Genomic DNA, 19,806 nt, shown 5'->3' with positions numbered 1-19,806 from the left:
AACAACCTTCAGATAAATAACATCTGAAACGGAGAGCATATGTTAGAAGCTTATAATAAGCATGTGGACGAACGCGCTGAAAAAAATATTCCACCGAAGCCGTTAACCGCTGAGCAAACGCAAGAATTAATTACATTACTGACCAGCAAGACCTGCGATGATAAACATGCCCTTGTACAGCTGTTAGCGCATCGCGTGCCGCCGGGCGTCGATCCGGCGGCGAAGATTAAAGCCGATTTTCTTTATCAGCAGATCAAAGAAGAAAACCCGGCGAGTATTATTGCGCCTCAGCAGGCTATTGAACTGCTGGGCACCATGCAGGGCGGTTATAATGTTCAACCGCTCATTCACTTACTGGACGATCCCCGCTGGGCCAGCAGCGCAGCGGAACAATTAAGCGCCACGCTGCTTATTTTTGAAAAATTTAAGGATGTGGAAGAAAAGGCGAAACAAGGAAATGCCTGGGCGCAAAAAGTGATTCAGTCATGGGCCGACGCCGAATGGTTTTTACGTCGTCCGGCGCTGCCGGAGAAGATCACGCTGAAAGTATTCAAAGTGACGGGGGAAACCAATACTGATGATTTGTCCCCTGCGCCCGAGGCATGGTCACGTCCGGATATTCCTCTGCATGCCTTGTCCATGTTGTGTCATCCGCGCGACGGCGTCAGCCCGGATGAACCGGGAAGCCGCGGGCCGATACGACAGCTAGAGCAGTTAAAGAAAGAGGGCTATCCGCTGGTCTACGTCGGCGATGTCGTCGGCACCGGCTCTTCGCGAAAATCGGCCACTAACTCTATTTTATGGCACCTTGGCAACGATATTCCATGGGTGCCGAATAAACGAAGCGGCGGCTTTGTTTTTGGCGGCAATATTGCGCCCATCTTTTTTAATACCCTGGAAGATTCCGGCGCGCTGCCCCTTGAAATGGATGTTTCCGCGCTATCCACGGGAATGCTGATTGATCTCTATCCGTATCGCGGGGAAATTTGCGAAGCCCACAGCCAGCGTCCTGTCACCTCATTTTCCCTGAAAACGGACGTTCTGCTGGATGAAGTGCGCGCCGGAGGGCGCATTCCGCTGATTATTGGCCGCAGCCTGACGGCCAGAGCGCGGCAATCACTGAACCTTGCGCCCTCCGACGTTTTCCGCCGGCCGAAAGCGCCGGCACCCTCCGCCGCCGGCTTTACGCTGGCGCAGAAAATAGTGGGGAGAGCCTGCGGCGTTGCCGGGATCCGACCAGGACAGTACTGCGAGCCGCGAGTCACCACCGTCGGTTCGCAGGATACCACCGGAGGAATGACGCGCGATGAGCTTACCGATCTGGCCTGCCTGAATTTTTCCGCTGATTTGGTTATGCAGTCTTTCTGCCATACTTCGGCCTATCCCAAGCCGGTTGATGTGAAGCTGCATGAAACGCTGCCCGAGTTTATCAGCCGCCGAAACGGCGTGGCGCTGAAGCCGGGTGATGGCATTATCCACTCCTGGCTTAACCGTATGCTGATTCCTGATACCGTGGGGACCGGGGCGGATTCGCACACCCGTTTCCCGCTTGGCATCTCTTTTCCCGGGGGCTCCGGGCTGGTGGCCTTTGCTGCGGCAACGGGCATTATGCCGCTGGATATGCCGGAGTCCGTACTGGTCCGTTTTACGGGAGAGATGCAGCAGGGGATAACCCTGCGCGATCTGGTTCACGCTATTCCGCTCTATGCCCGCAAGCAGGGATTACTGACGGTGGAGAAAAAAAATAAGATCAATATTTTCTCCGGCCGTATCCTGGAAATCGAAGGGCTCGGGATGCTGAAAGCGGAGCAGGCCTTTGAACTGGCCGACGCCTCGGCCGAACGCTCCGCAGCGGCGTGCGTGCTGCGTCTGGAAGAGGAGAACGTGGCGGAATACCTGCGCTCCAATGCCACATTGCTACGCTGGATGATTAATCAGGGTTATGAAAATGCCGACACGCTGGCGCGGCGAATTGCGGAAATTGAGGCGTGGCTGGCGAATCCGTCGCTGCTGGTGGCCGATGAGAACGCCGAATATGCCGCGGTGATTGAGATCGATCTCACGGAAATTACCGAACCCATCGTCTGTGCGCCGAACGATCCGGATGACGCCCGGCTGCTGTCGGAAGTCGCGCGTACGCCGATAGATGAGGTCTTTATTGGCTCCTGCATGACGAATATTGGCCATTTCCGCGCCGCCGGTAAAATTATTGCCGACGCCCGCGAGATACCCGTACGGCTGTGGCTGGCTCCGCCGACGAAAATGGATGCGCGTCAGCTTGCCAGTGAAGGCTACTTTAATCAGTTTATAAAAACGGGCGCCAGAATCGAACCCGCCGGCTGTTCACTGTGTATGGGGAACCAGGCGCGGGTACGTCAGGGCAGTTCCGTTGTTTCAACATCGACTCGTAACTTCCCGAATCGTCTGGGCACCGATGCGAACGTTTTTTTAGCATCGGCGGAGCTGAGCGCCGTGGCGGCGATGATAGGGAAAATGCCGACCGTTGAACAATATTTCTGGCACATGGATAAAATCAAAGCAACAAGGGACGATATTTATCGTTACCTGAACTTCGATCGGCTGCCAGAGTATCAGTCAACGAATGATGGAAAAAATATTATTAAAACATTCTCTGGCTAATTCTTTACTGCATTAAGCAATAACGGTGAATAGCTCACTTGTTCAGCGGAAGCTTCAGAAGAAAGAGGCTTCTGCTTTTAATGACACGGATTGTAGCCGAGGTGAAGCATGTTGAAGTCAAAGCTAATAAAAATAGCGGTGCTTATTTTTATTATTATATTAGCAATCATCATTCCACCCCCCGCGGGATTAACGAAAGAAGCCTGGATACTGGCCGGTATCTACCTGGCATCCATTATAGGTCTGGTGAGTAAGCCTTATCCTGAGCCGGTTATCATGCTGTCGGCGGTAGGCTTGTCGTGCTTAACGGTGGCACGATTTGATGACTCCCCCGTCAGGTCAATGGATGTACTGAGCGGTTTTTCCTCGGGAACGACATGGCTGGTATTTAGCGCGTTTACTTTGAGCGCCGCTTTTGTCACCACCGGATTAGGGAAACGTCTGGCGTACTGGTTTATTTTAAAGTTCGGTGGGACAACCCTGCGGCTGGGGTATGTCACGGCGCTGTTGGATTTAATGCTGTCACCGGCGACGCCCTCTAACACCGCACGCGCCGGCGGCGTCGTATTCCCGATTATCAATAGCATTGCCCTGGTGTTAGGTTCAACGCCAAAAGAGAGTCCGCGTCAGGCCGGACGTTATCTGATGGTGAATATCTATATGGTGACTAAAACCACCAGCTATATGTTTTTGACCGCGTTTGCCGGAAATGCCTTAGCGTTACAGTTAATTTCCGATATTTTTCATATCCGCATAAGCTGGGTAGGGTGGGCTCTGGCGGGGGTACCGCTTGGGCTATTGATGTTAGCCGTCATTCCTTATATCACCTACAAAATAGTGCGCCCGCAATTAAAAGAAATAGACAATGTAAAAATAGCCACTGCGGGCCTGAATGACCTGGGGCCCATCAGTTCGAAAGAGAAAGGGCTGATCGTGGTCTTTATCTCCGCACTCTCTGGCTGGATATTTTCTCATTATCTGGGGCTGAATGAATCCTCCGTTGCGGTGATTGCCATGGCTGGCGCTTTGCTCACGAATGTCATTTGCTGGAATGATGTGCTGCAAAATAAGGGCGGCTGGAATACGTTAATCTGGTACGGCGGCATTATTGGACTGAGTGCGACCTTAAGCAAAGAGGGATTTTTTAAATGGCTTGCCGCCTTTATGTCCGAGCATCTGGATTTCCTCGGCGCCGGTAACACGACCATTGTGATTATTGTTTTTTTAAGCATCGTCGTGCGCTATTTATTCGCCTCCGGCGGTGCATACGTCGCGGCTATGGTTCCCGTCTTCGCCACCGTCGGACTGGTTACCGGAACGGCGCCTGCGCTGCTGGCGCTCGCCATCCTGTTTTCTAACTCTTACGGGGGCTGTATCACGCACTATGGCGGTGCCGCCGGGCCGATTATCTTTGCCGCCGGTTATAACGATATTAAATCCTGGTGGTTAACCGGGACCATAATCGCTTTATTAACGTTTCTGCTGCATATGGTTGTCGGCATTCCGTGGTGGGGCTTTTTGATTCAGCACGGAATACTCTGAGGCCTGCCTTGTTTTTTTATTACCTGGCGGCTCGCGATATAACGAAAAAACCCCGACGTGATGTCAGGGTTTTTTAACTGGCGTGAGTCCATCATCGGCAGCGAAGCTGAAATCTACCGCCAGCGAATAAAGCGCAGCTTAGATGGCGAAGACGTTACCGGCAGAAGGGCCTTTCTGGCCATCTTCAATGGTGAATTCGACTTTCTGGCCTTCATTCAGGGTTTTAAAACCGCCGCCCTGGATAGCGGAAAAATGTACAAACACATCTTTGCTACCGTTGTCCGGGGTGATGAAACCAAAGCCTTTCGACTCATTAAACCATTTTACTAAACCAGTCATTTTATTAGACATTGATAATACCTCAACATATCTGAGCCTTACGGCGAAAAGGTTTCGCACAGAATCTAATTAATAACGATAAGGAAACTCAAAAGGAAGAATTATCAACGGATAACACTTAAGATGAGGACTGCTTTACTGAACCGCTTTATTATGTCTGTGTACTTAACCGACCAATCATTAGTCACATACTTCACCGCGGATAGCAAGACTTATTTCAATTGATATTGCCGGGGCGGAGAGTGATACGGGAAGAGGGGGGAGTGATTCACCAGCGACTTGCTGATGGCGTAATGATAATATCTTTCACTATTTCATTGGGTTAACTCGATTTTTGGTTGCGGTGACGTGGATGAATCTGCAGAGAATGTTTTTTTATTTTTCCGAACAGGCTCACCCGGCGGTGAAGCCATATCACCCGTCGCAGCGCGATTAATTTAGGCCGTTTCTCATTATTAATCCCCATCGGGGTATCTGGACGGCTAAAATTTCATTTGCTTATTAATGGTATTCATGCCTTAATGAAATTATTAATCCGAAAAAACGCATGCACTTAAAAATTTTACCGGCCCGTTCTCATTACCAGGCGCTATCGCTGATACCCCCTTTCTTTTGAGTCCATACGTTTAATCCGACACGTTTTCTGTCAATTACCTGATGCGCAACTGGAGTCAGTATGTCCTCAAGAATTAAAGGTCTGGTCAAGTGGTATAATGAGTCGAAGGGATTTGGTTTCATTTCACCTCTCGATGGCGGTAAAGATATCTCGGTCCATTGCTCGGCGCTGCGTGGTGATAATTTTAATACCCTGTTTGAAGGCCAGAAAGTTGAATATGCCATACTCCATAGAGATGACAAAGGCCCTGCCGCCACCCATGTCATACTGTGCGATAAATAACGATTTATAGCGTTACGCCCGCGATAGCGAAAGCCGTGCTGGCGATATCACGACGGCCTGTCCCAGGATTTTCCTCCCTTATTCCATGTCCTGTCCCTGAGCGCAACGACAGCCGCGTTGCGTACGGTTTTTCTTATCCGGCGATGCGGCAGAAATGCGTTCAACGGATTCTGGAAGCGCGTACAATTCATCGGCTTTCAGTCAGTATTTAAATCCGATGACAGGGGATAGTGATGGTCAGACGCTTTTTGGTGTGTTTCTTCATGCTGTGCGCATGCTCAGCCTATGCCGCTAACGGCGGGAATGGCGGCGACGGCGGGAATGGGAATAACTCGGATGGGGGCAATGGCTCTGATGGCAGCGCGACCGCGTCGGGACGCGATGGTTGCCCCGGCGGAACGCAGCCTGACTCGTCCGGAAAATTTTATCTTCCAGGCACAAAAGAACCGTGCAATCCGGGCAGGCAGGATGCCATGAAAAGCGCGCGCCATTAGCCTTAACAGCCGCTGTTTAGCGGCTGACGACAAGACCGCCGAACGAGTGAGGCAAGTCAGTTTCTTGTTAAATAAGGAGGAGTGTATGGGTCGGATGGTACGAAAAAATTACCCTGAACTGGGCGAGGTCAAGGCGCCCTACGTTCATTCGGTTAAGCACGGGAACACGCTCTATATTTCAGGGCTCACCGCGTTTGGCACCCGTGCGCAGCAGGCCGGTATTGGCGCACAGGCGGAGGAGGTTTTTACGCAGATACGAACCGTTGCCCGCGCCGAAGGCATCGATTTTTCCTCTCTTATCAAAGTCACGATCTTTATCACTTCTTTTGATGAAATCGACGAATTGCGCAAAGTGCTTTACCGGAACTACGGCGATCATCTACCCGCCAGCTCGCTCGTAGAAGTCAGCCGCCTGTTTTCTGCGGATCTCAAAATTGAAATTGAGGCAATATTCGGCCTGTGAGCCATTGTTTATTGCCCGGGCCGCGGTCTGCGCCGCCGGGCAGACTCAATCAATTTATTTGATGCATTCGGTTAAACAAACAATATTTATTCTCACCTGGTTATGCGTAAAGTAGAGGCATAACGCGGCAGACACGTTTTTCATTATGCGCCACCTGCCAACGACCTCCCTGCAACCCAGGACACCCACGTCATGAAAAAGATTGGCTTTTTGTCATTTGGTCACTGGACGCCGTCGCCGCAGTCCGGGACGCGCTCGGCCGCTGACGCGCTGCTGCAATCCATCGATCTCGCCGTTGCCGCCGAAGAGCTGGGCGCGGATGGCGCCTATTTCAGGGTGCATCATTTCGCCCGCCAGCTCAGCTCGCCGTTTCCCCTGCTGGCAGCGGTCGGGGCGAAAACCAAACGTATTGAAATCGGCACCGGCGTTATTGATATGCGCTATGAAAACCCGCTGTATATGGCCGAGGATGCGGGCGCAGCGGATTTAATCTCCGGCGGCCGTTTACAGCTGGGTATCAGCCGCGGCTCGCCGGAGCAGGTGATCGATGGCTGGCGCTATTTTGGTTATGTTCCCGGCGAGGGCGAAAACGAGTCCGACATGGCGCGCCGCCACACCGAAGTGCTGCTGGACGCGCTGCGCGGAGAGGGGTTTGCGAAACCTAACCCGCAGCCCATGTTCCCCAATCCGCCGGGACTGCTGCGGCTTGAGCCATATTCTGAAGGGCTGCGCGAGCGAATCTGGTGGGGCGCCGGTTCGAATACGACGGCAAGATGGGCGGCAACGCTGGGGATGAACCTGCAAAGTTCGACGCTGAAAGACGATGAAACCGGTGAGCCGTTCCATATCCAGCAGGCGAAGCAGATCCGCGCCTATCGCGAGGCATGGGCAGAAGCGGGCCATACGCGCACGCCGCGGGTTTCGGTCAGCCGCAGCATTTTCGCTCTGATGAACGATCGCGACCGGATGTATTTCGGTTCAGGCCGTGACGAGAGCGATTCGATAGGTTTTCTCGACGAGAAGACCCGCGCCATTTTTGGCCGCAGCTACGCCGCCGAGCCGGATAAGCTGGTCGAACAGTTGAAGCAGGACGAGGCGATTGCCGAAGCGGATACGCTGTTGCTGACGGTGCCGAACCAGCTGGGCGTGGAGTATAACGCCCACGTGATTGAGTCCATACTGAAGCACGTTGCGCCGGCAATGGGCTGGCGCGACGCATAAACCCGCGCTGAGCGACGCCCCGCAGGCGCGGGGCGAAAGGGTTTTACGCTGCGACCTTTGGCTGTAGCTGATAGATCCAGGCGGTCACGCGCTGGCCGTCTTCCATGGTAACGTCAACGGCAACGCGGTCGTAGCCCTCTTCAAACGCATCCAGCATTGGCCAGTGGGCGCTAAGATTCGCGGACAGGAACAGATAGCCGTCGACCCGAGGCCCGTTGTTGTCGAGCACGATCCCCGGAAAATCCGCCGCCGCTCCCCAGCCGCGTTCATAAAACAGACCCTGCACATAGCCGGGCAGCCACTCGCCGCCAATGTTGTCCATAATATGGGCATTGGAGTGGCCCGGACGCAGCGTGCCGTAGACAAATAAACGTTCCATTATTCCTCAATCACTCAAGCGTTGAAGGCCCGGACGGGCAGAGCAGGTCTTAAAATACGAGCTCTGGCCGGGGTTGGCAAGGCGCCCCGTAGGACGCCCGCTCTTCATCAGGGCTCAGGTCCGAACATCTCCAGCAGCTGTTTCTTGTCGGGCATGCCGACCACCTGCTGGAGTTCATTCTGTTCATTCATGTAATAGATGGCCGGCGTCGCGCTGGCGCCCAAATCATCCATCAGCTTTTGGTTATGCTGAAGAAGATTAAAGGTTTCGCGCGGCGTCACGCCGTCAAAGCGCGGCACTTTTTTGCCGCCGGAGAGTTCATACTCTTGCCAGGCGGCTACCGGATCTTTGGCATTCAGGATTGCCGTGGCGTATCGGCCGCTATTCGGGTTGAGAAAGGCAACCAGCAGGGTATTCAACTGGACCTTACCGGCTTTTACCCACGGCTGCGCCGCCGACCAGAACGTCTTGCAGTAAGGGCAGAACGGATCGGCGAAGACGATAACTTTTCGGGCCGCCGAATCCGCGCCCTCCTTGAGCGGCCGGGCATCGTTCAGCTTCTTCCACATTTCGCGGCCTAATGGGGTATAGATCGCTTCTTTAAAATACCCCTCGCTGAGGTTTTGCCCTTTATCATCATAAAGATACCCGGAAATGACGTGCTTTCCGTCCGGGGTTAAAAACAGGGTCACCCCCATATCCTGATACTGACCGACCCAGCCTTTTACGCCGCCGGGGGAGTCTATCTCCTTGATAATTTTGATCCCTTGCTGTTCACCAAAGTCTTTAACTATCTGGGGAATCGCCCCCTCCGCAAGCGCCAGGCCCGGTATCATCCAGGCCGCCAGCAGGAAAATATATTTCATCATATCGCCTCTCAATGCAGGGGGAACGCTCCCCCTGACGTGGGTTACTGTTTTTTCAGCGCATCGCCGATTGTGGCATCAAATTGCTCCCAGGGGATCCAGCCCGACAGCATCTCATCGCCAATTAGCGTGGCCGGCGTTCCCTGAATGCCGAGCTTTTCGGCGACAGAAAAGCTTTTCTGAATCGTCTCCAGGCTTTGCGCATCCGGCTTAGCCACGATGACGCCCGCCTTTTTTTTCGCCTGCTCAAGGCTGGCGCCGTCGTGATACCCCTTTTTTGCCATCAGGATCGCATTAAATTTGGCGAACTGTTCAGGATGCGTGCGCCACAGGGTGAGCGCATCCCTGGCCGCGGTCATTGAGCTTTCGGAGCGCCAGGGCAGAAACTTAAAAATCACCGCAACATCCGGGTATTTTTCCACAATCTTCTCCAGATAGGGGTCAAACTTTTTACAATACGGACAGTTATGATCCGTAAAGACCACCAGCGTCAGCTTCGGCTTTTGCGCGCCGATTCGCGGTGAGTGGGGGTCGTGAAAGAGAAAATCGCCGTACTGCGACAGCACCTGCTTGAGCGATTCCTGTTCCGCCCGGGCATTCTGCCGATCGAGCTTATCGGCCGCGGCGACCAAAATTTCAGGATGGCTGAGCAGCGTCTCCTGGACCAGTGCCTGCACGCGAGCCTCCTGCGCCGGCGTGAGCGGCGACGAGGCTGACGCCGTCAACGACGCCGAGAGAAGAAGAAAAGTGAGCAGCGTAGTTTTCATCGTTAATTAACCTCTGGCATGAGTGAGCGCGTTCAGGACGCTTTGTTGATCGAGCAGCGGCGGGAGCGTCTCTCCTTGCGGCACGCCTGGACCGTAGACCTGATTGAAGGGAATGGCGTAACGATTTCGGCTTTGCAGGAAACGGGCGATCGGCTCAGAGGGCTTGCTCCAGTCGCCGCGCAGCGCAACGACATCCGGCTCAGCCAACGCGCTGATGATGGCGGGCTGATTTAACACCCGGTGTTCATTGACTTTGCACGTGACGCACCAGTCGGCTGAGATATCGATAAACACCCGTTTGCCATCCGCCAGCGCGCTCTGGATGGCCGCCTCGCTGAGTGGCTGCCAGCGAATTTGCTGAGCGTTAGCCTCCGGCGACGAGACGATGGCACCCTCAGCGAGCAGGCCGCGAACCTGAAAACCGGCAAACGCCGCCAGCGCGATAATCACCAGCCAGAAGGCTGGCGTCGCTCGCGGACGAGCGACTAACAAGGCGATCGGGGCCGCCACGGTGAGGGCAAGCGTCAGCATGCCGCTCGCCGTTTCGCCCAGGTGCAGGCCGAGCAGCGTCGTCAGCCAGAGGCTGGAGGCCAGCATCATGACGCCAAGCGCCATTTTCAGGGTGTTCATCCAGCGGCCGGGGCGGGGGAGCAGGGCGGCGGTTTGCGGGAACAGGGCGACGAACAGCCACGGCGCAGCCATCCCCAGCCCGAGCACCAGAAAAATCAGCCACAGCTCCTGAAGCGGAGCGGCAAGCGCGAAAGCGACGGCCGTGCCCAGGAAGGGAGCCGAGCAGGGCGTTGCCAGCAGGGTGGCAAAAACGCCCTCGCAGAAGCTGCCCGCCATCCCGGTGCTGCCGGCGGTCGCCATCCGGCTCACGGCTGCCGAGGGAAGCAGCATCTCGACTACCCCGAAAAGGTTCAGCGAAAAGAGAAAGGTGACGGCAACCATTAAGCCGATAAACCAGGGATTCTGAAACTGGATCCCCCAGCCCAGCGATGCGCCGGTGAGCTTCAGTATCGTCACCATCAGCGCCAGCAGAGCAAACGAGGTCAGAATACCCGCGCTGGTGGCCAGAAAACGCAGCCTGACCATGCCCCGGTCTGAACCGGCCTGCAGCACCGCGCTGAGCTTCATGCCCATCACCGGCAATACGCACGGCATCAGGTTAAGGATTAAGCCGCCGAGCAGCGCGAAAAGCACTATTTTCCCGAGACTAACCGTCGCCGCCGGGGCGAGATCCGCGCCAGTCGTAAGGTTTATCTGCTGCGCTTTTTCACCATTTGTCAGCACCAACGACAGCGCTTTTCCTGCCAGCGTGGCGGGTATTTCTCCCCATTCGTCGGTGACCGGTACCGTCACCTTGAGGTGGCTGCCCTCGGCGCGAATGTCCGGATCGCCGGCCACAATTCCCCCGTCCATAGGGTCAAAATAGATCCCGGGGTTTTTCCATTCGCCGGTCGCGGTGGCGGTGATGACCAGCTGGCTCCCGACCCGATGCGCGGCAAGATCGTTGGTCACGCCGGTATCTGCCGGGACAGTGCGCATGGCCCGGGCAAAGGCGCCCCGGAAATCGCCGTCCGCGGGCTGATTGAAATCGAGACGCAGCCGGTAGTCGGTCAGCAGACAGACGTTGCTGCAGGTCGATAGCGTAAGCGTGCCTTCCAGCACGTCGCCGGGGGCGGCGGCGATCGTCATCGGGATCGCGACCCGGTCATGGTAGCCCTGGGTCGTCAGGCCGGAAATCTTGAATCTTGACGGGGCAGGCCAGTACCACCGCGCCTGTTCCCCGTTGTTCCAGATGATTTGCGGGGCGACGCCGCCTTCGCCCGGCGAGCGCCAGTAGGTTTTCCAGCCGGAGGCCAGCTCAATAGAGAGCAGTCCGTCGATCCGATCGTTTCCTTTTTCCGCCTGGAAGCGGATCCGGGCATGGTCGTTTTGCGGGGATGTCAGCCATCCGGTGTCCGCCCCGTGGGCAACGCCCGCGCAGGCCAGCAACAGGAAGACGAAGCCCCTGAAGATATTCAGCATTTTTTTCTCCGTGAATTAAAAAATTAATCGTTTAAGAACGATTTTTTCATTCACGGAAAACGCAGTTTTTAAGGTGTATTCGCAGCGTGGGCGGCCGGACGGGATCGTCCCGGAAAACCACCGGACGCCCTGCGGTGAGCAGCTGAAGCAGGGCGAGGAAGAGTATGACGGCAGGTAAGGCGCCATCAAAGAATAGCGGCTGCGCGCAGAGCAGGGATTTAGCGCTCAGCTGACAGGGCGAGGGGCCTGGCTCAGCCTCCTCAGAAGACGGCTGCTGGGCCTGCGCGCTGAAGGGTATCGCCTGCGTGCCGGCGCCGACATCGGCCAAAAAATGGTGCAGATAGGCCGCCCGCTGAACAAGGCAGAATGCCATGACCAGGCAGGTCAGTATCAAAAACCATTTACCAGGAAGCCGACGATTGTGCATAGGGTACCAGGACAAGACAGAACCCGAGGATCATAAACAATCCTTATCAATGTACAAGAGGCTGGCGTGTAAGGTTTTGTCTGGATGGATAACGTTGCCGGCGTATGCGGCGGAAAGGCGGGCGTTCAGGTATTTCGTACATTTATATTATTTACAGCGTTGATGCATCCGGCTACTATTCGCGTCGCTAAGCGGTACCGGCACGCCGCTGCCGGACGTGACTGCTTAGCGCCTGACCGCCATTAGCTCATCTGGAAGAGCGAACGACGTACGTTGTAGGGAACGGGGTTCGAGGCCTCGATGGCGGCCCAACACTTGCTTAGCGAATCTGCGTGGTATCGGTAATAAAGTCTCCCGCTTCTGTTGAACACACCTCTGAACATCTTTTATCACTCCTTTTAGATCTCTTTCCTGCTATTGCTACATAGCCGTTATTATTGCCTGTGAAATAATTTCTCTTCTCTCGCTATTACTCGCGACGGAATGTGATTGCCTGGTTTTATCGCGACTGCCCCGGCAAAGGAATATCTGAATTTGGAGTGTTTAAGATTTACCTAAGCAAATCTGAATAATTTTAATGTGAATCTACTTATTAGGATTTAGTCGCGTATTTTTCAGAAATTTCATCACTTTTTATATGGTATTCTCCCTTGTTCAAGGAGTGAACGAAGGAAAAAAGAATGCTTTACCGCTATGCCGTTTTCTCCAGAAAACATAATACGTTTCATATTCTTTTACTGTTTACCATTTTGATAATAAGTTTCATACATTTGAGCGTGCTGCTGGAAACCGATAACACATGGCTGCTGGGGCCGATGGTGATTTATCTGCCCATTTTTTTCCTTTGGCGAAAGGTCTCAGTGTTACGAAGCAGAATCGCTGATTAATGTGCTGGTGGAGTTCCCTACATGAGTGAAAATACAACATCTAAAGCAACCTCTGAACCGAAAGTCCGGCAGCCCGTCTTGCGGAAAGTCGATCTTAACCTGTTAACCATTTTTGATACCGTTATGCAGGAGCAAAGCTTAACCAAAGCGGCGCACACGCTGGGCATGTCTCAGCCGGCGGTCAGCAGCGCGGTCTCTCGCCTGAAGGTGCTGTTTAAGGATGAACTGTTCGTCCGCAACGGCCGCGGGATAAAACCGACGGAGCGCGCCTTTCAACTGTTTAGCTCAGTTCGTCGCGCGCTGTCGCTGGTGCAAAATGAGCTGCCGGATACGCTTTTCGACCCGCTGGACTGCGAACGTAATTACAACCTTTGCGTCTGTAGCCCGCTGGATAACTACCTGACTCCGCTTATTTTTAACAAAATCAGCGAGATTGCTCCCAGGGTCACTCTTTCCTTTAAATCTTCGCTAAGTCAGCAGGTGACAAATCAGCTGCGCTATCAGGAGGTGGAATTTGTACTCGATTACAACAAATTCAATCATCCGGAATTTACCAGCATCCCGCTGTTCCATGACCGAATGGTGCTGGTGGCCAGGCGCAACCATCCGCGTATCGCATCGCCGCTGAGCGAGGAGGATATTTATCGCGAGCAGCACGCCACCGTCGCGCTGGATCGCTACGCCTCCTTCAGCTATCCCTGGTATAGCTCTGAAGAGCAGCGGGCCTGCGTCGCTTTTCACGGTAACGCGATGGTCAGCGTGTTGAGCGTGGTGTCGCAAACCAATATGGTGGCTATCGCGCCGGAATGGCTGGCGAAAGAGTTTGAAGAGCAGTTTGCGCTACAGCTGCTGCCGCTGCCTTTAGAAATGGACAGCCGTACCTGCTATCTTTCGTGGCATGAAACGGCGGGCCAGGAGAGAAGCCATCGCTGGATGGCGGAGCTGCTAATAAAAATTTGCCAGCGCTAAATAGACCTGAAGAAATGCCTGGTAAGACGCCAGGTATTTTATTATTCACGCTCAACTCTCGCCCTGAAAATTAATTAAGATCCCTCCTTTATTCTTGTTCATCAGGCACTGATGACCGGATAAAATACGCTGTATTAATAAATTTAACCCGCCAGAATTTCATTAAAAAATCTATTTACCGAAAATCGCGCATTTCTCCGGCAGAGCCAACCGGCGGTTTCTGTACCCAATGGATTTCGATTTGCTTTGAGGCGGCAAGAGAGAGACAAATTCGTCGGGAACGAATTTGACCAGCCGAAGGCTGGCCGCCGGTGAGAGCTGGAGCCTCTCATTAATCCCCAGGAATTTACTCAAGTAAGTGACTGGGGTGAACGAACGTAGCCAACAAAAAAGCAACTTGAAAGACGACGGGTATATACTCTTATTATCCAGCCGGGCCGACGCCTGAACCAGGGGATGATGTTGATGCGCAGAAAAATGATGAAGCCTGCGGTGGCCGTCGCCGCCCTGATGATGTCATCGACGGCCCTGCAGGCGGATGAAATCAACCTGTATTCGGTTAATACCGGCTCCTGGATTTACCATCTGTCGAACAACCACGGCCAGTACACCGAAGGTTTTGACAACCAGTTTGCCTCCGTTGAGCGCAGGTTCTCCGAAGATTCGCCGTACAGCCTGCTGGCCGGAACGATGAAAAACAGCTTTGACGATCGCTGCATTGCGCTGGGGGTTCGCCGCGACTGGGCCTCGTTGGGCAACGGCTGGGTGTTTAAGGGAATTTATGGCTACGTTGGCGAGTTTTTTTTCTCGGCCTTCGAGCACTGCGGCGATCATGGTTCTTATAAGGATTTTAAAGACGCCACCGGCATCGGCTTTTCTCCCTATATTTATCATGGTTTTCAGTACAACTTTACCAATTATTTCGGCGTTGAAAGCGGAATTATTCTTCCCGCCGTCTTTGTGGTGAGCATACAGTGGAGTTTTCGCTAATACAGTGGCGAAAACCCGCCCGCTGTGGGGCTTTGAAAGAACCGTAATAAAAAATGAAGTCATCTTAAGGTTATTTTAATCTTCACCGCGACGGTTATTTTTTTATAGCATTTTTCTCGCCCTTATCCGCCCGCGCTCAGTACATTTCACTTTTTTCATTAGATGGTAATTGTTTGCATTATCATTCACATTCCTCTGTGATTTAATCCTTGCCGGCCGGCGGCCAGTGACTCTTCGCCCACCTCTATTAAGGATTAGTTTATGCGTTTTCGTCTGGTGTCTTATTGCTCCGCTGCATTGATGGCTTCTTCCGCGTTTATTGCCCCGCAGGCGCTGGCGGCGGCCAGCAGCGACGGGATTGTGGTCTACAACGCGCAGCATGAAAATCTGGTGAAGTCCTGGGTTGACGGCTTTACCAAAGAGACGGGAATTAAAGTGACGCTGCGTAACGGCGGCGACAGCGAGCTGGGTAATCAGCTGGTGCAGGAGGGGACGGCATCCCCGGCGGATGTCTTTCTGACCGAAAACTCCCCGGCGATGGTGCTGGTGGATAACGCGAAGCTGTTTGCGCCGCTGGCGGCCGAGACCCTTCAGCAGGTCGCCCCGCAGTACCGCCCTGAGCACGGTCGCTGGATAGGCATTGCCGCCCGCAGCACCGTATTCGTCTATAACCCGGCGAAAATCAGCGAAGCGCAACTGCCGACATCCCTGATGGATCTGGCGCAGCCGCAGTGGAAAGGGCGCTGGGCCGCTTCGCCATCCGGCGCGGATTTTCAGGCCATCGTCAGCGCCATGCTGGCGCTGAAAGGCGAGCAGGAAACCCTGGCATGGCTTAAAGCGATGAAAACCAATTTTGTGGCCTACAAGGGCAACAGCACGGTGATGAAAGCGGTGAATGCCGGTCAGATTGATGGCGGCGTTATCTATCATTACTACCGCTTTGTCGATCAGGCGAAAACCGGCGAGAACAGCAAAAATACCCGTCTCCACTACTTTAAAAACCAGGATCCGGGCGCCTTTGTCAGCATTTCCGGCGGCGGCGTGCTGGCCTCCAGCAAACATCAGGAACAGGCTCAGGCCTTTATCAAGTGGATCACCGGCAAGCAGGGACAGGATGAACTGCGCACCAATAACGCCTTTGAATACGCCGTTGGCGTCAACGCCGCGTCCAACCCGAAGCTTACGCCGCTGAAAGCGTTAGAGGCGCCGAAGGTTGAGCCGTCTTCGCTGAACAGCAAAAAAGTGGTTGATTTGATGACCCAGGCTGGCCTGCTGTAATCGTCCGTTAAAGTGAACACGCTATGTCTTCTCTGAGTTTCGCGCTCGGAAAAAAAGCCCAACGCCTGCCCGAGCGCAGGCGTCCTGCTTTTCCGATGATCGCGTTAGCCGTTCTGTTTTCTCTGCTGGCGCTTTTGCCGCCGGGTTTTGTTATTGCCGTAGGGGTCGATACCGGCTGGGAGACAATCCAGGCGCTGGTCTTTCGCCCGCGCGTCGCTGAGCTGTTAAGCAATACCCTGTGGCTTATCGCGCTGACGGTACCCCTGTGCATTGCGCTGGGCGTTGGCCTGGCCTGGCTGACGGAGCGCACGCTGCTGGCGGGGCGGCGGCTCTGGTCGGTGCTGGCGGTAGCGCCGCTGGCGATCCCGGCCTTTGTGCAAAGCTACGCCTGGGTCAGCGCGGTGCCGGCAATGCACGGCCTCTCTGCCGGGGTGTTTCTTTCGCTGCTGGCCTACTACCCGTTTATCTATATGCCGGTTGCCGCCGTTCTGCGGCGGCTGGACCCGACGCTGGAAGATGTTGCCGCCTCATTAGGTACGCCGCCGTGGCGGATCTATTTCCGCGTGGTTTTGCCCCAGCTCAGGCTGGCGATATGCGGCGGCGCGCTGCTGGTGGCGCTGCATCTGCTGGCGGAGTTTGGCCTGTTCGCGATGGTGCGTTTTGATACCTTTACCACCGCCATCTATGACCAGTTCCAGTCAACCTTCAGCGGCCCGGCGGCGAACATGCTGGCCGGAGTGCTGGCGATCTGCTGTCTGGCTATTTTGCTGCTGGAAGGGGCGTCGCGGGGGAAAGCGCGCTATGCCCGCATCGGTTCGGGCGCCGCGCGCGAACAGCAGCGGCAGCCGCTGGGCCGGCTGGCGACGATCCCTCTCCAGCTCGCGCTGCTGACGCTGGTGATGCTGGCGCTGGGCGTTCCGCTGATGGTGCTCTGCCGCTGGCTATGGCTGGGCGGCGTGGAGAACTGGTTAAACGCCGACCTCTGGCTCTCCCTGCGACAAACGCTGCTGCTCGGCGCGGTGGGCGCTCTCCTCACCACCGCCTGCGCTATTCCCATTGCCTGGCTGGGCGTTCGCTATCCGCAGCGTCTTATTCGACTGCTGGAGGGGTGTAACTACATGACCAGCTCTCTGCCCGGCATCGTGACGGCGCTGGCGCTGGTGACGGTCACCATTCACTACGCGCGCCCCATCTATCAGACCGAGGTCACGCTGCTGCTCGCCTGGCTGCTGATGTTTATGCCCCGGGCGCTGGTCAACCTGCGCGCCGGCATCGCGCAGGCCCCCGTGGAGCTGGAAAACGTCGCCCGCAGTTTGGGCCGCAGCCCCGGCCGGGCGCTGTGGAGCGTGACCATGCGGCTGGCGGCGCCGGGCGCGGCGGCAGCGGCGGCGCTGGTGTTTCTCGGCATCACCAATGAGTTGACCGCCACGCTGCTGCTCTCTCCGCTCGGCACCCGCACGCTGTCGACCGGCTTCTGGGCGCTAACCAGCGAAATTGATTACGTCGCCGCCGCGCCTTACGCGATGCTGATGATTCTGCTTTCGCTGCCGCTGACCGGCATTCTCTATATCCAGTCGAAAAAAATCGCAGGCCTGTAAATGCTTGAACTCTCCTCAATCTCAAAATCTTTTGCCGGTACGCGGGTGCTCGAAAACCTGAATCTGACGGTGGCCGCAGGCAGCCGGACGGCGATCGTTGGCCCCTCCGGCTCCGGTAAAACCACGCTGCTGCGGATCCTCGCGGGTTTCGAAACGCCGGATAGCGGACGCATTGTTATGCAGGGGCGCACGCTGTTTGCGCAGGGGACATTTATTCCCGCCCACCTGCGCGGGGTGGGCTACGTGCCGCAGGAGGGCGCGCTGTTCCCCCATCTGAACGTCGCGGACAATATCGCCTGGGGCCTCGACGGCAGCCGGCAGGAGACATATCAGCAGGTGGCGGCGCTGATGGAGAGGGTGTCGCTGGACCGTCAACTGGCGAACCACTGGCCGCACGAAATCTCCGGCGGTCAGCAGCAGCGCGTAGCCCTGGCGCGCGCGCTGGCGCAGCGGCCCGCGCTGATGCTGCTGGATGAGCCTTTTTCCGCCCTCGATACCGGGCTGCGCGCGGCCACGCGCAAAGCCACCGCCGATTTACTGGCGCAGGCCGGGGTCGCGTCGATTCTGGTGACTCACGATCAGAATGAAGCGCTCTCCTTTGCCAGCCAGGTCGCGGTGATGCGCCAGGGACGTTTTGCCCAGGTCGGCACGCCGTATGAGGTCTACAGCCGTCCCGTCGATGAAGAGACCGCGCTATTTCTCGGCGATGCGCTGGTGCTGCCCGCCGAGCTTCGCGGCGGGCGGGCGCGCTGTGCGATTGGCGAAATTTCAATCGATGATCCGCATGCCGTCGGCCAGGGAAGGGTCATGCTGCGCCCCGAGCAGCTGGTTATTTCCCCCTCTCCGGCGGATGGACAGCCGCTCACCGTACGCGATGTGGACTTTAGCGGCCACCTGTCAACGTTAACCCTGGCGATGCCCGGCCAGGGCGAGCCGCTGATCGTCAAAACCGTCAGCCGGCAGTTATGGCGGCCGGGGGCGGCGGTACGCATTGAGGTGGTGGGCGAGGCGCGGGTCTTTGCCCGCTAGCGCCGACGGGCTATAAATCAATGCACAGATTCGCCGACCGGCTGCGGGAGCAGCACAGGGCGATCTGCTGCGCGCCGGCGGATTTCTCCGCCTCCGACTGCACGGTGTCGCGGTGGTCGACAACCCCCTCGATAACCGGCGTCAGGCAGGCGCCGCAAATCCCCATCTCGCAGGAGAGGGGGACGGCGACGCCGTTCTCCTGGAGCACCTGGGCGATGGTCTTATGCGGGGGCACCGGCCACCGCTCTCCCGAGGACGCAAGCGTCACGCTAAACGTTTCTCCCTCCTCAGCGCCGGCGGGCATCGCGACAGGCTGAAAGGCTTCGCTATGGATCAGCGTTTCCGCCCAGCCCTGTTCCATGGCGACCCGGCGCGCGGCGGCCATAAATCCCTCTGGCCCGCAGAGATAAATCGGATATCCGGTATGCGTCTTGTTCAGCGCGGTGGCTAAATGCTGCCGGGCGCTGTCTCCTTCGCAAGAGCTGTGAATCACCACGCTTTCGGCGCGGAATCGCCGCTGTAGTTCGCGGACAAACGCCCCCTGGGCGCGATTTTTCAGGTAATAGTGCAGCGTAAACGGCACGCCCTCCGCCTCCAGCCTTAGCGCCATTGCGTACAGCGGCGTAATGCCGATACCGGCGGCCAGCAGCGTCACCCGCTCCGCCGCCCGTAAGGGAAACAGATTGCGCGGGGGAGAAATCAACAGCGTCTGGCCGGGGCGCAGCTGCTGATGGATATAGCGCGAACCGCCGCGTGACGCTTTCTCCAGCGCCACGCAGATCAGGTAGCCGTCGTCTGCGTCCTCCGGGCCGGTCAGCGAATACTGGCGGATAATGCCGCACGGCAGATGAACATCAATATGCGCGCCGGGCTGCCAGGCGGGGAGCGGTCGCCCGTCCCGCGCCACCAGCCTGACGGCGAGGTTCTGGCCGCCCTGGCGCCAGAGGCCGTCAACGATAACCTCTACTACATCGCTCATGATGGCTCT

At 56.0% G+C, this 19,806-nt stretch carries 17 protein-coding genes; 10 read left to right on the top strand and 7 right to left on the bottom strand.

The window, feature by feature from the left end; translation table 11 throughout:
- Positions 1-39: 39 nt before the first annotated feature.
- On the top strand, positions 40-2,640 hold the full coding sequence (acnB, locus tag MKleb_RS17130) for a bifunctional aconitate hydratase 2/2-methylisocitrate dehydratase (protein ID WP_025106206.1): 2,601 nt from the start codon (positions 40-42) through the stop codon (positions 2,638-2,640).
- Between the two features lie 108 nt (positions 2,641-2,748).
- On the top strand, positions 2,749-4,182 hold the full coding sequence (locus MKleb_RS17125) for an anion permease (RefSeq protein ID WP_025106207.1): 1,434 nt from the start codon (positions 2,749-2,751) through the stop codon (positions 4,180-4,182).
- A 138-nt stretch (positions 4,183-4,320) separates the two neighbouring features.
- Here the strand turns inward: MKleb_RS17125 and cspA are convergent, their stop codons facing one another.
- Complete coding sequence (cspA, locus tag MKleb_RS17120; protein WP_004849644.1) at positions 4,321-4,533, bottom strand: transcription antiterminator/RNA stability regulator CspE; 213 nt, start codon at positions 4,531-4,533, stop codon at positions 4,321-4,323.
- Between the two features lie 664 nt (positions 4,534-5,197).
- Here cspA and MKleb_RS17115 point away from each other — a divergent pair.
- The 3 genes from MKleb_RS17115 to MKleb_RS17105 all read left to right on the top strand — a co-directional run bounded on the left by MKleb_RS17115 (position 5,198) and on the right by MKleb_RS17105 (position 7,597).
- On the top strand, positions 5,198-5,419 hold the full coding sequence (locus MKleb_RS17115) for a cold shock domain-containing protein (RefSeq protein WP_004849645.1): 222 nt from the start codon (positions 5,198-5,200) through the stop codon (positions 5,417-5,419).
- A 579-nt stretch (positions 5,420-5,998) separates the two neighbouring features.
- Complete coding sequence (locus tag MKleb_RS17110) at positions 5,999-6,376, top strand: RidA family protein (protein ID WP_025106209.1); 378 nt, start codon at positions 5,999-6,001, stop codon at positions 6,374-6,376.
- A gap of 192 nt (positions 6,377-6,568) precedes the next feature.
- On the top strand, positions 6,569-7,597 hold the full coding sequence (locus MKleb_RS17105; protein WP_217076023.1) for an LLM class flavin-dependent oxidoreductase: 1,029 nt from the start codon (positions 6,569-6,571) through the stop codon (positions 7,595-7,597).
- Positions 7,598-7,640: 43 nt separating this feature from the next.
- On the opposite strand, the gene MKleb_RS17100 is transcribed toward MKleb_RS17105, so the two are convergent.
- The 5 genes from MKleb_RS17100 to MKleb_RS17080 all read right to left on the bottom strand — a co-directional run bounded on the left by MKleb_RS17100 (position 7,641) and on the right by MKleb_RS17080 (position 12,067).
- The gene (locus MKleb_RS17100; RefSeq protein WP_014228743.1) at positions 7,641-7,976 is read right to left on the bottom strand and encodes a gamma-glutamylcyclotransferase family protein; all 336 of its coding nucleotides are present in this window, start codon (positions 7,974-7,976) and stop codon (positions 7,641-7,643) included.
- 107 nt (positions 7,977-8,083) lie between these two features.
- A complete protein-coding gene (gene dsbG, locus MKleb_RS17095; protein ID WP_025106210.1) occupies positions 8,084-8,842 on the bottom strand; it encodes a thiol:disulfide interchange protein DsbG in 759 nt (252 codons plus the stop codon).
- A gap of 44 nt (positions 8,843-8,886) precedes the next feature.
- The gene (locus MKleb_RS17090; protein WP_025106211.1) at positions 8,887-9,609 is read right to left on the bottom strand and encodes a DsbA family protein; all 723 of its coding nucleotides are present in this window, start codon (positions 9,607-9,609) and stop codon (positions 8,887-8,889) included.
- Positions 9,610-9,615: 6 nt separating this feature from the next.
- Positions 9,616-11,640, bottom strand: coding sequence for a protein-disulfide reductase DsbD family protein (locus MKleb_RS17085; protein WP_025106212.1), 2,025 nt, complete (start codon positions 11,638-11,640; stop codon positions 9,616-9,618).
- 46 nt (positions 11,641-11,686) lie between these two features.
- Positions 11,687-12,067, bottom strand: coding sequence for a hypothetical protein (locus tag MKleb_RS17080; RefSeq protein WP_014228747.1), 381 nt, complete (start codon positions 12,065-12,067; stop codon positions 11,687-11,689).
- A 908-nt stretch (positions 12,068-12,975) separates the two neighbouring features.
- On the opposite strand from MKleb_RS17080, the gene leuO reads away from it, so the two are divergent.
- From leuO to MKleb_RS17055, 5 genes are all read left to right on the top strand, one after another.
- Positions 12,976-13,923, top strand: coding sequence for a transcriptional regulator LeuO (gene leuO, locus MKleb_RS17075; RefSeq protein ID WP_009653505.1), 948 nt, complete (start codon positions 12,976-12,978; stop codon positions 13,921-13,923).
- A 480-nt stretch (positions 13,924-14,403) separates the two neighbouring features.
- Complete coding sequence (locus MKleb_RS17070) at positions 14,404-14,913, top strand: hypothetical protein (RefSeq protein WP_392388740.1); 510 nt, start codon at positions 14,404-14,406, stop codon at positions 14,911-14,913.
- Positions 14,914-15,174: 261 nt separating this feature from the next.
- The gene (locus tag MKleb_RS17065; protein WP_025106214.1) at positions 15,175-16,191 is read left to right on the top strand and encodes an iron ABC transporter substrate-binding protein; all 1,017 of its coding nucleotides are present in this window, start codon (positions 15,175-15,177) and stop codon (positions 16,189-16,191) included.
- A 23-nt stretch (positions 16,192-16,214) separates the two neighbouring features.
- A complete protein-coding gene (locus tag MKleb_RS17060; protein ID WP_217076021.1) occupies positions 16,215-17,789 on the top strand; it encodes an ABC transporter permease in 1,575 nt (524 codons plus the stop codon).
- A complete protein-coding gene (locus MKleb_RS17055; RefSeq protein ID WP_025106216.1) occupies positions 17,790-18,818 on the top strand; it encodes an ABC transporter ATP-binding protein in 1,029 nt (342 codons plus the stop codon).
- A 10-nt stretch (positions 18,819-18,828) separates the two neighbouring features.
- Here the strand turns inward: MKleb_RS17055 and MKleb_RS17050 are convergent, their stop codons facing one another.
- Positions 18,829-19,797 carry a PDR/VanB family oxidoreductase gene (locus MKleb_RS17050; RefSeq protein ID WP_025106217.1) on the bottom strand — a complete coding sequence of 323 codons (969 nt, stop codon included), beginning with the start codon at positions 19,795-19,797 and terminating at the stop codon, positions 18,829-18,831.
- Positions 19,798-19,806 lie beyond the last annotated feature (9 nt).

The organism is Klebsiella sp. PL-2018 (genome assembly GCF_019048985.1).
Lineage (GTDB): Bacteria > Pseudomonadota > Gammaproteobacteria > Enterobacterales > Enterobacteriaceae > Klebsiella > Klebsiella michiganensis.
This window is presented reverse-complemented; position numbering and strand designations above follow the sequence as displayed.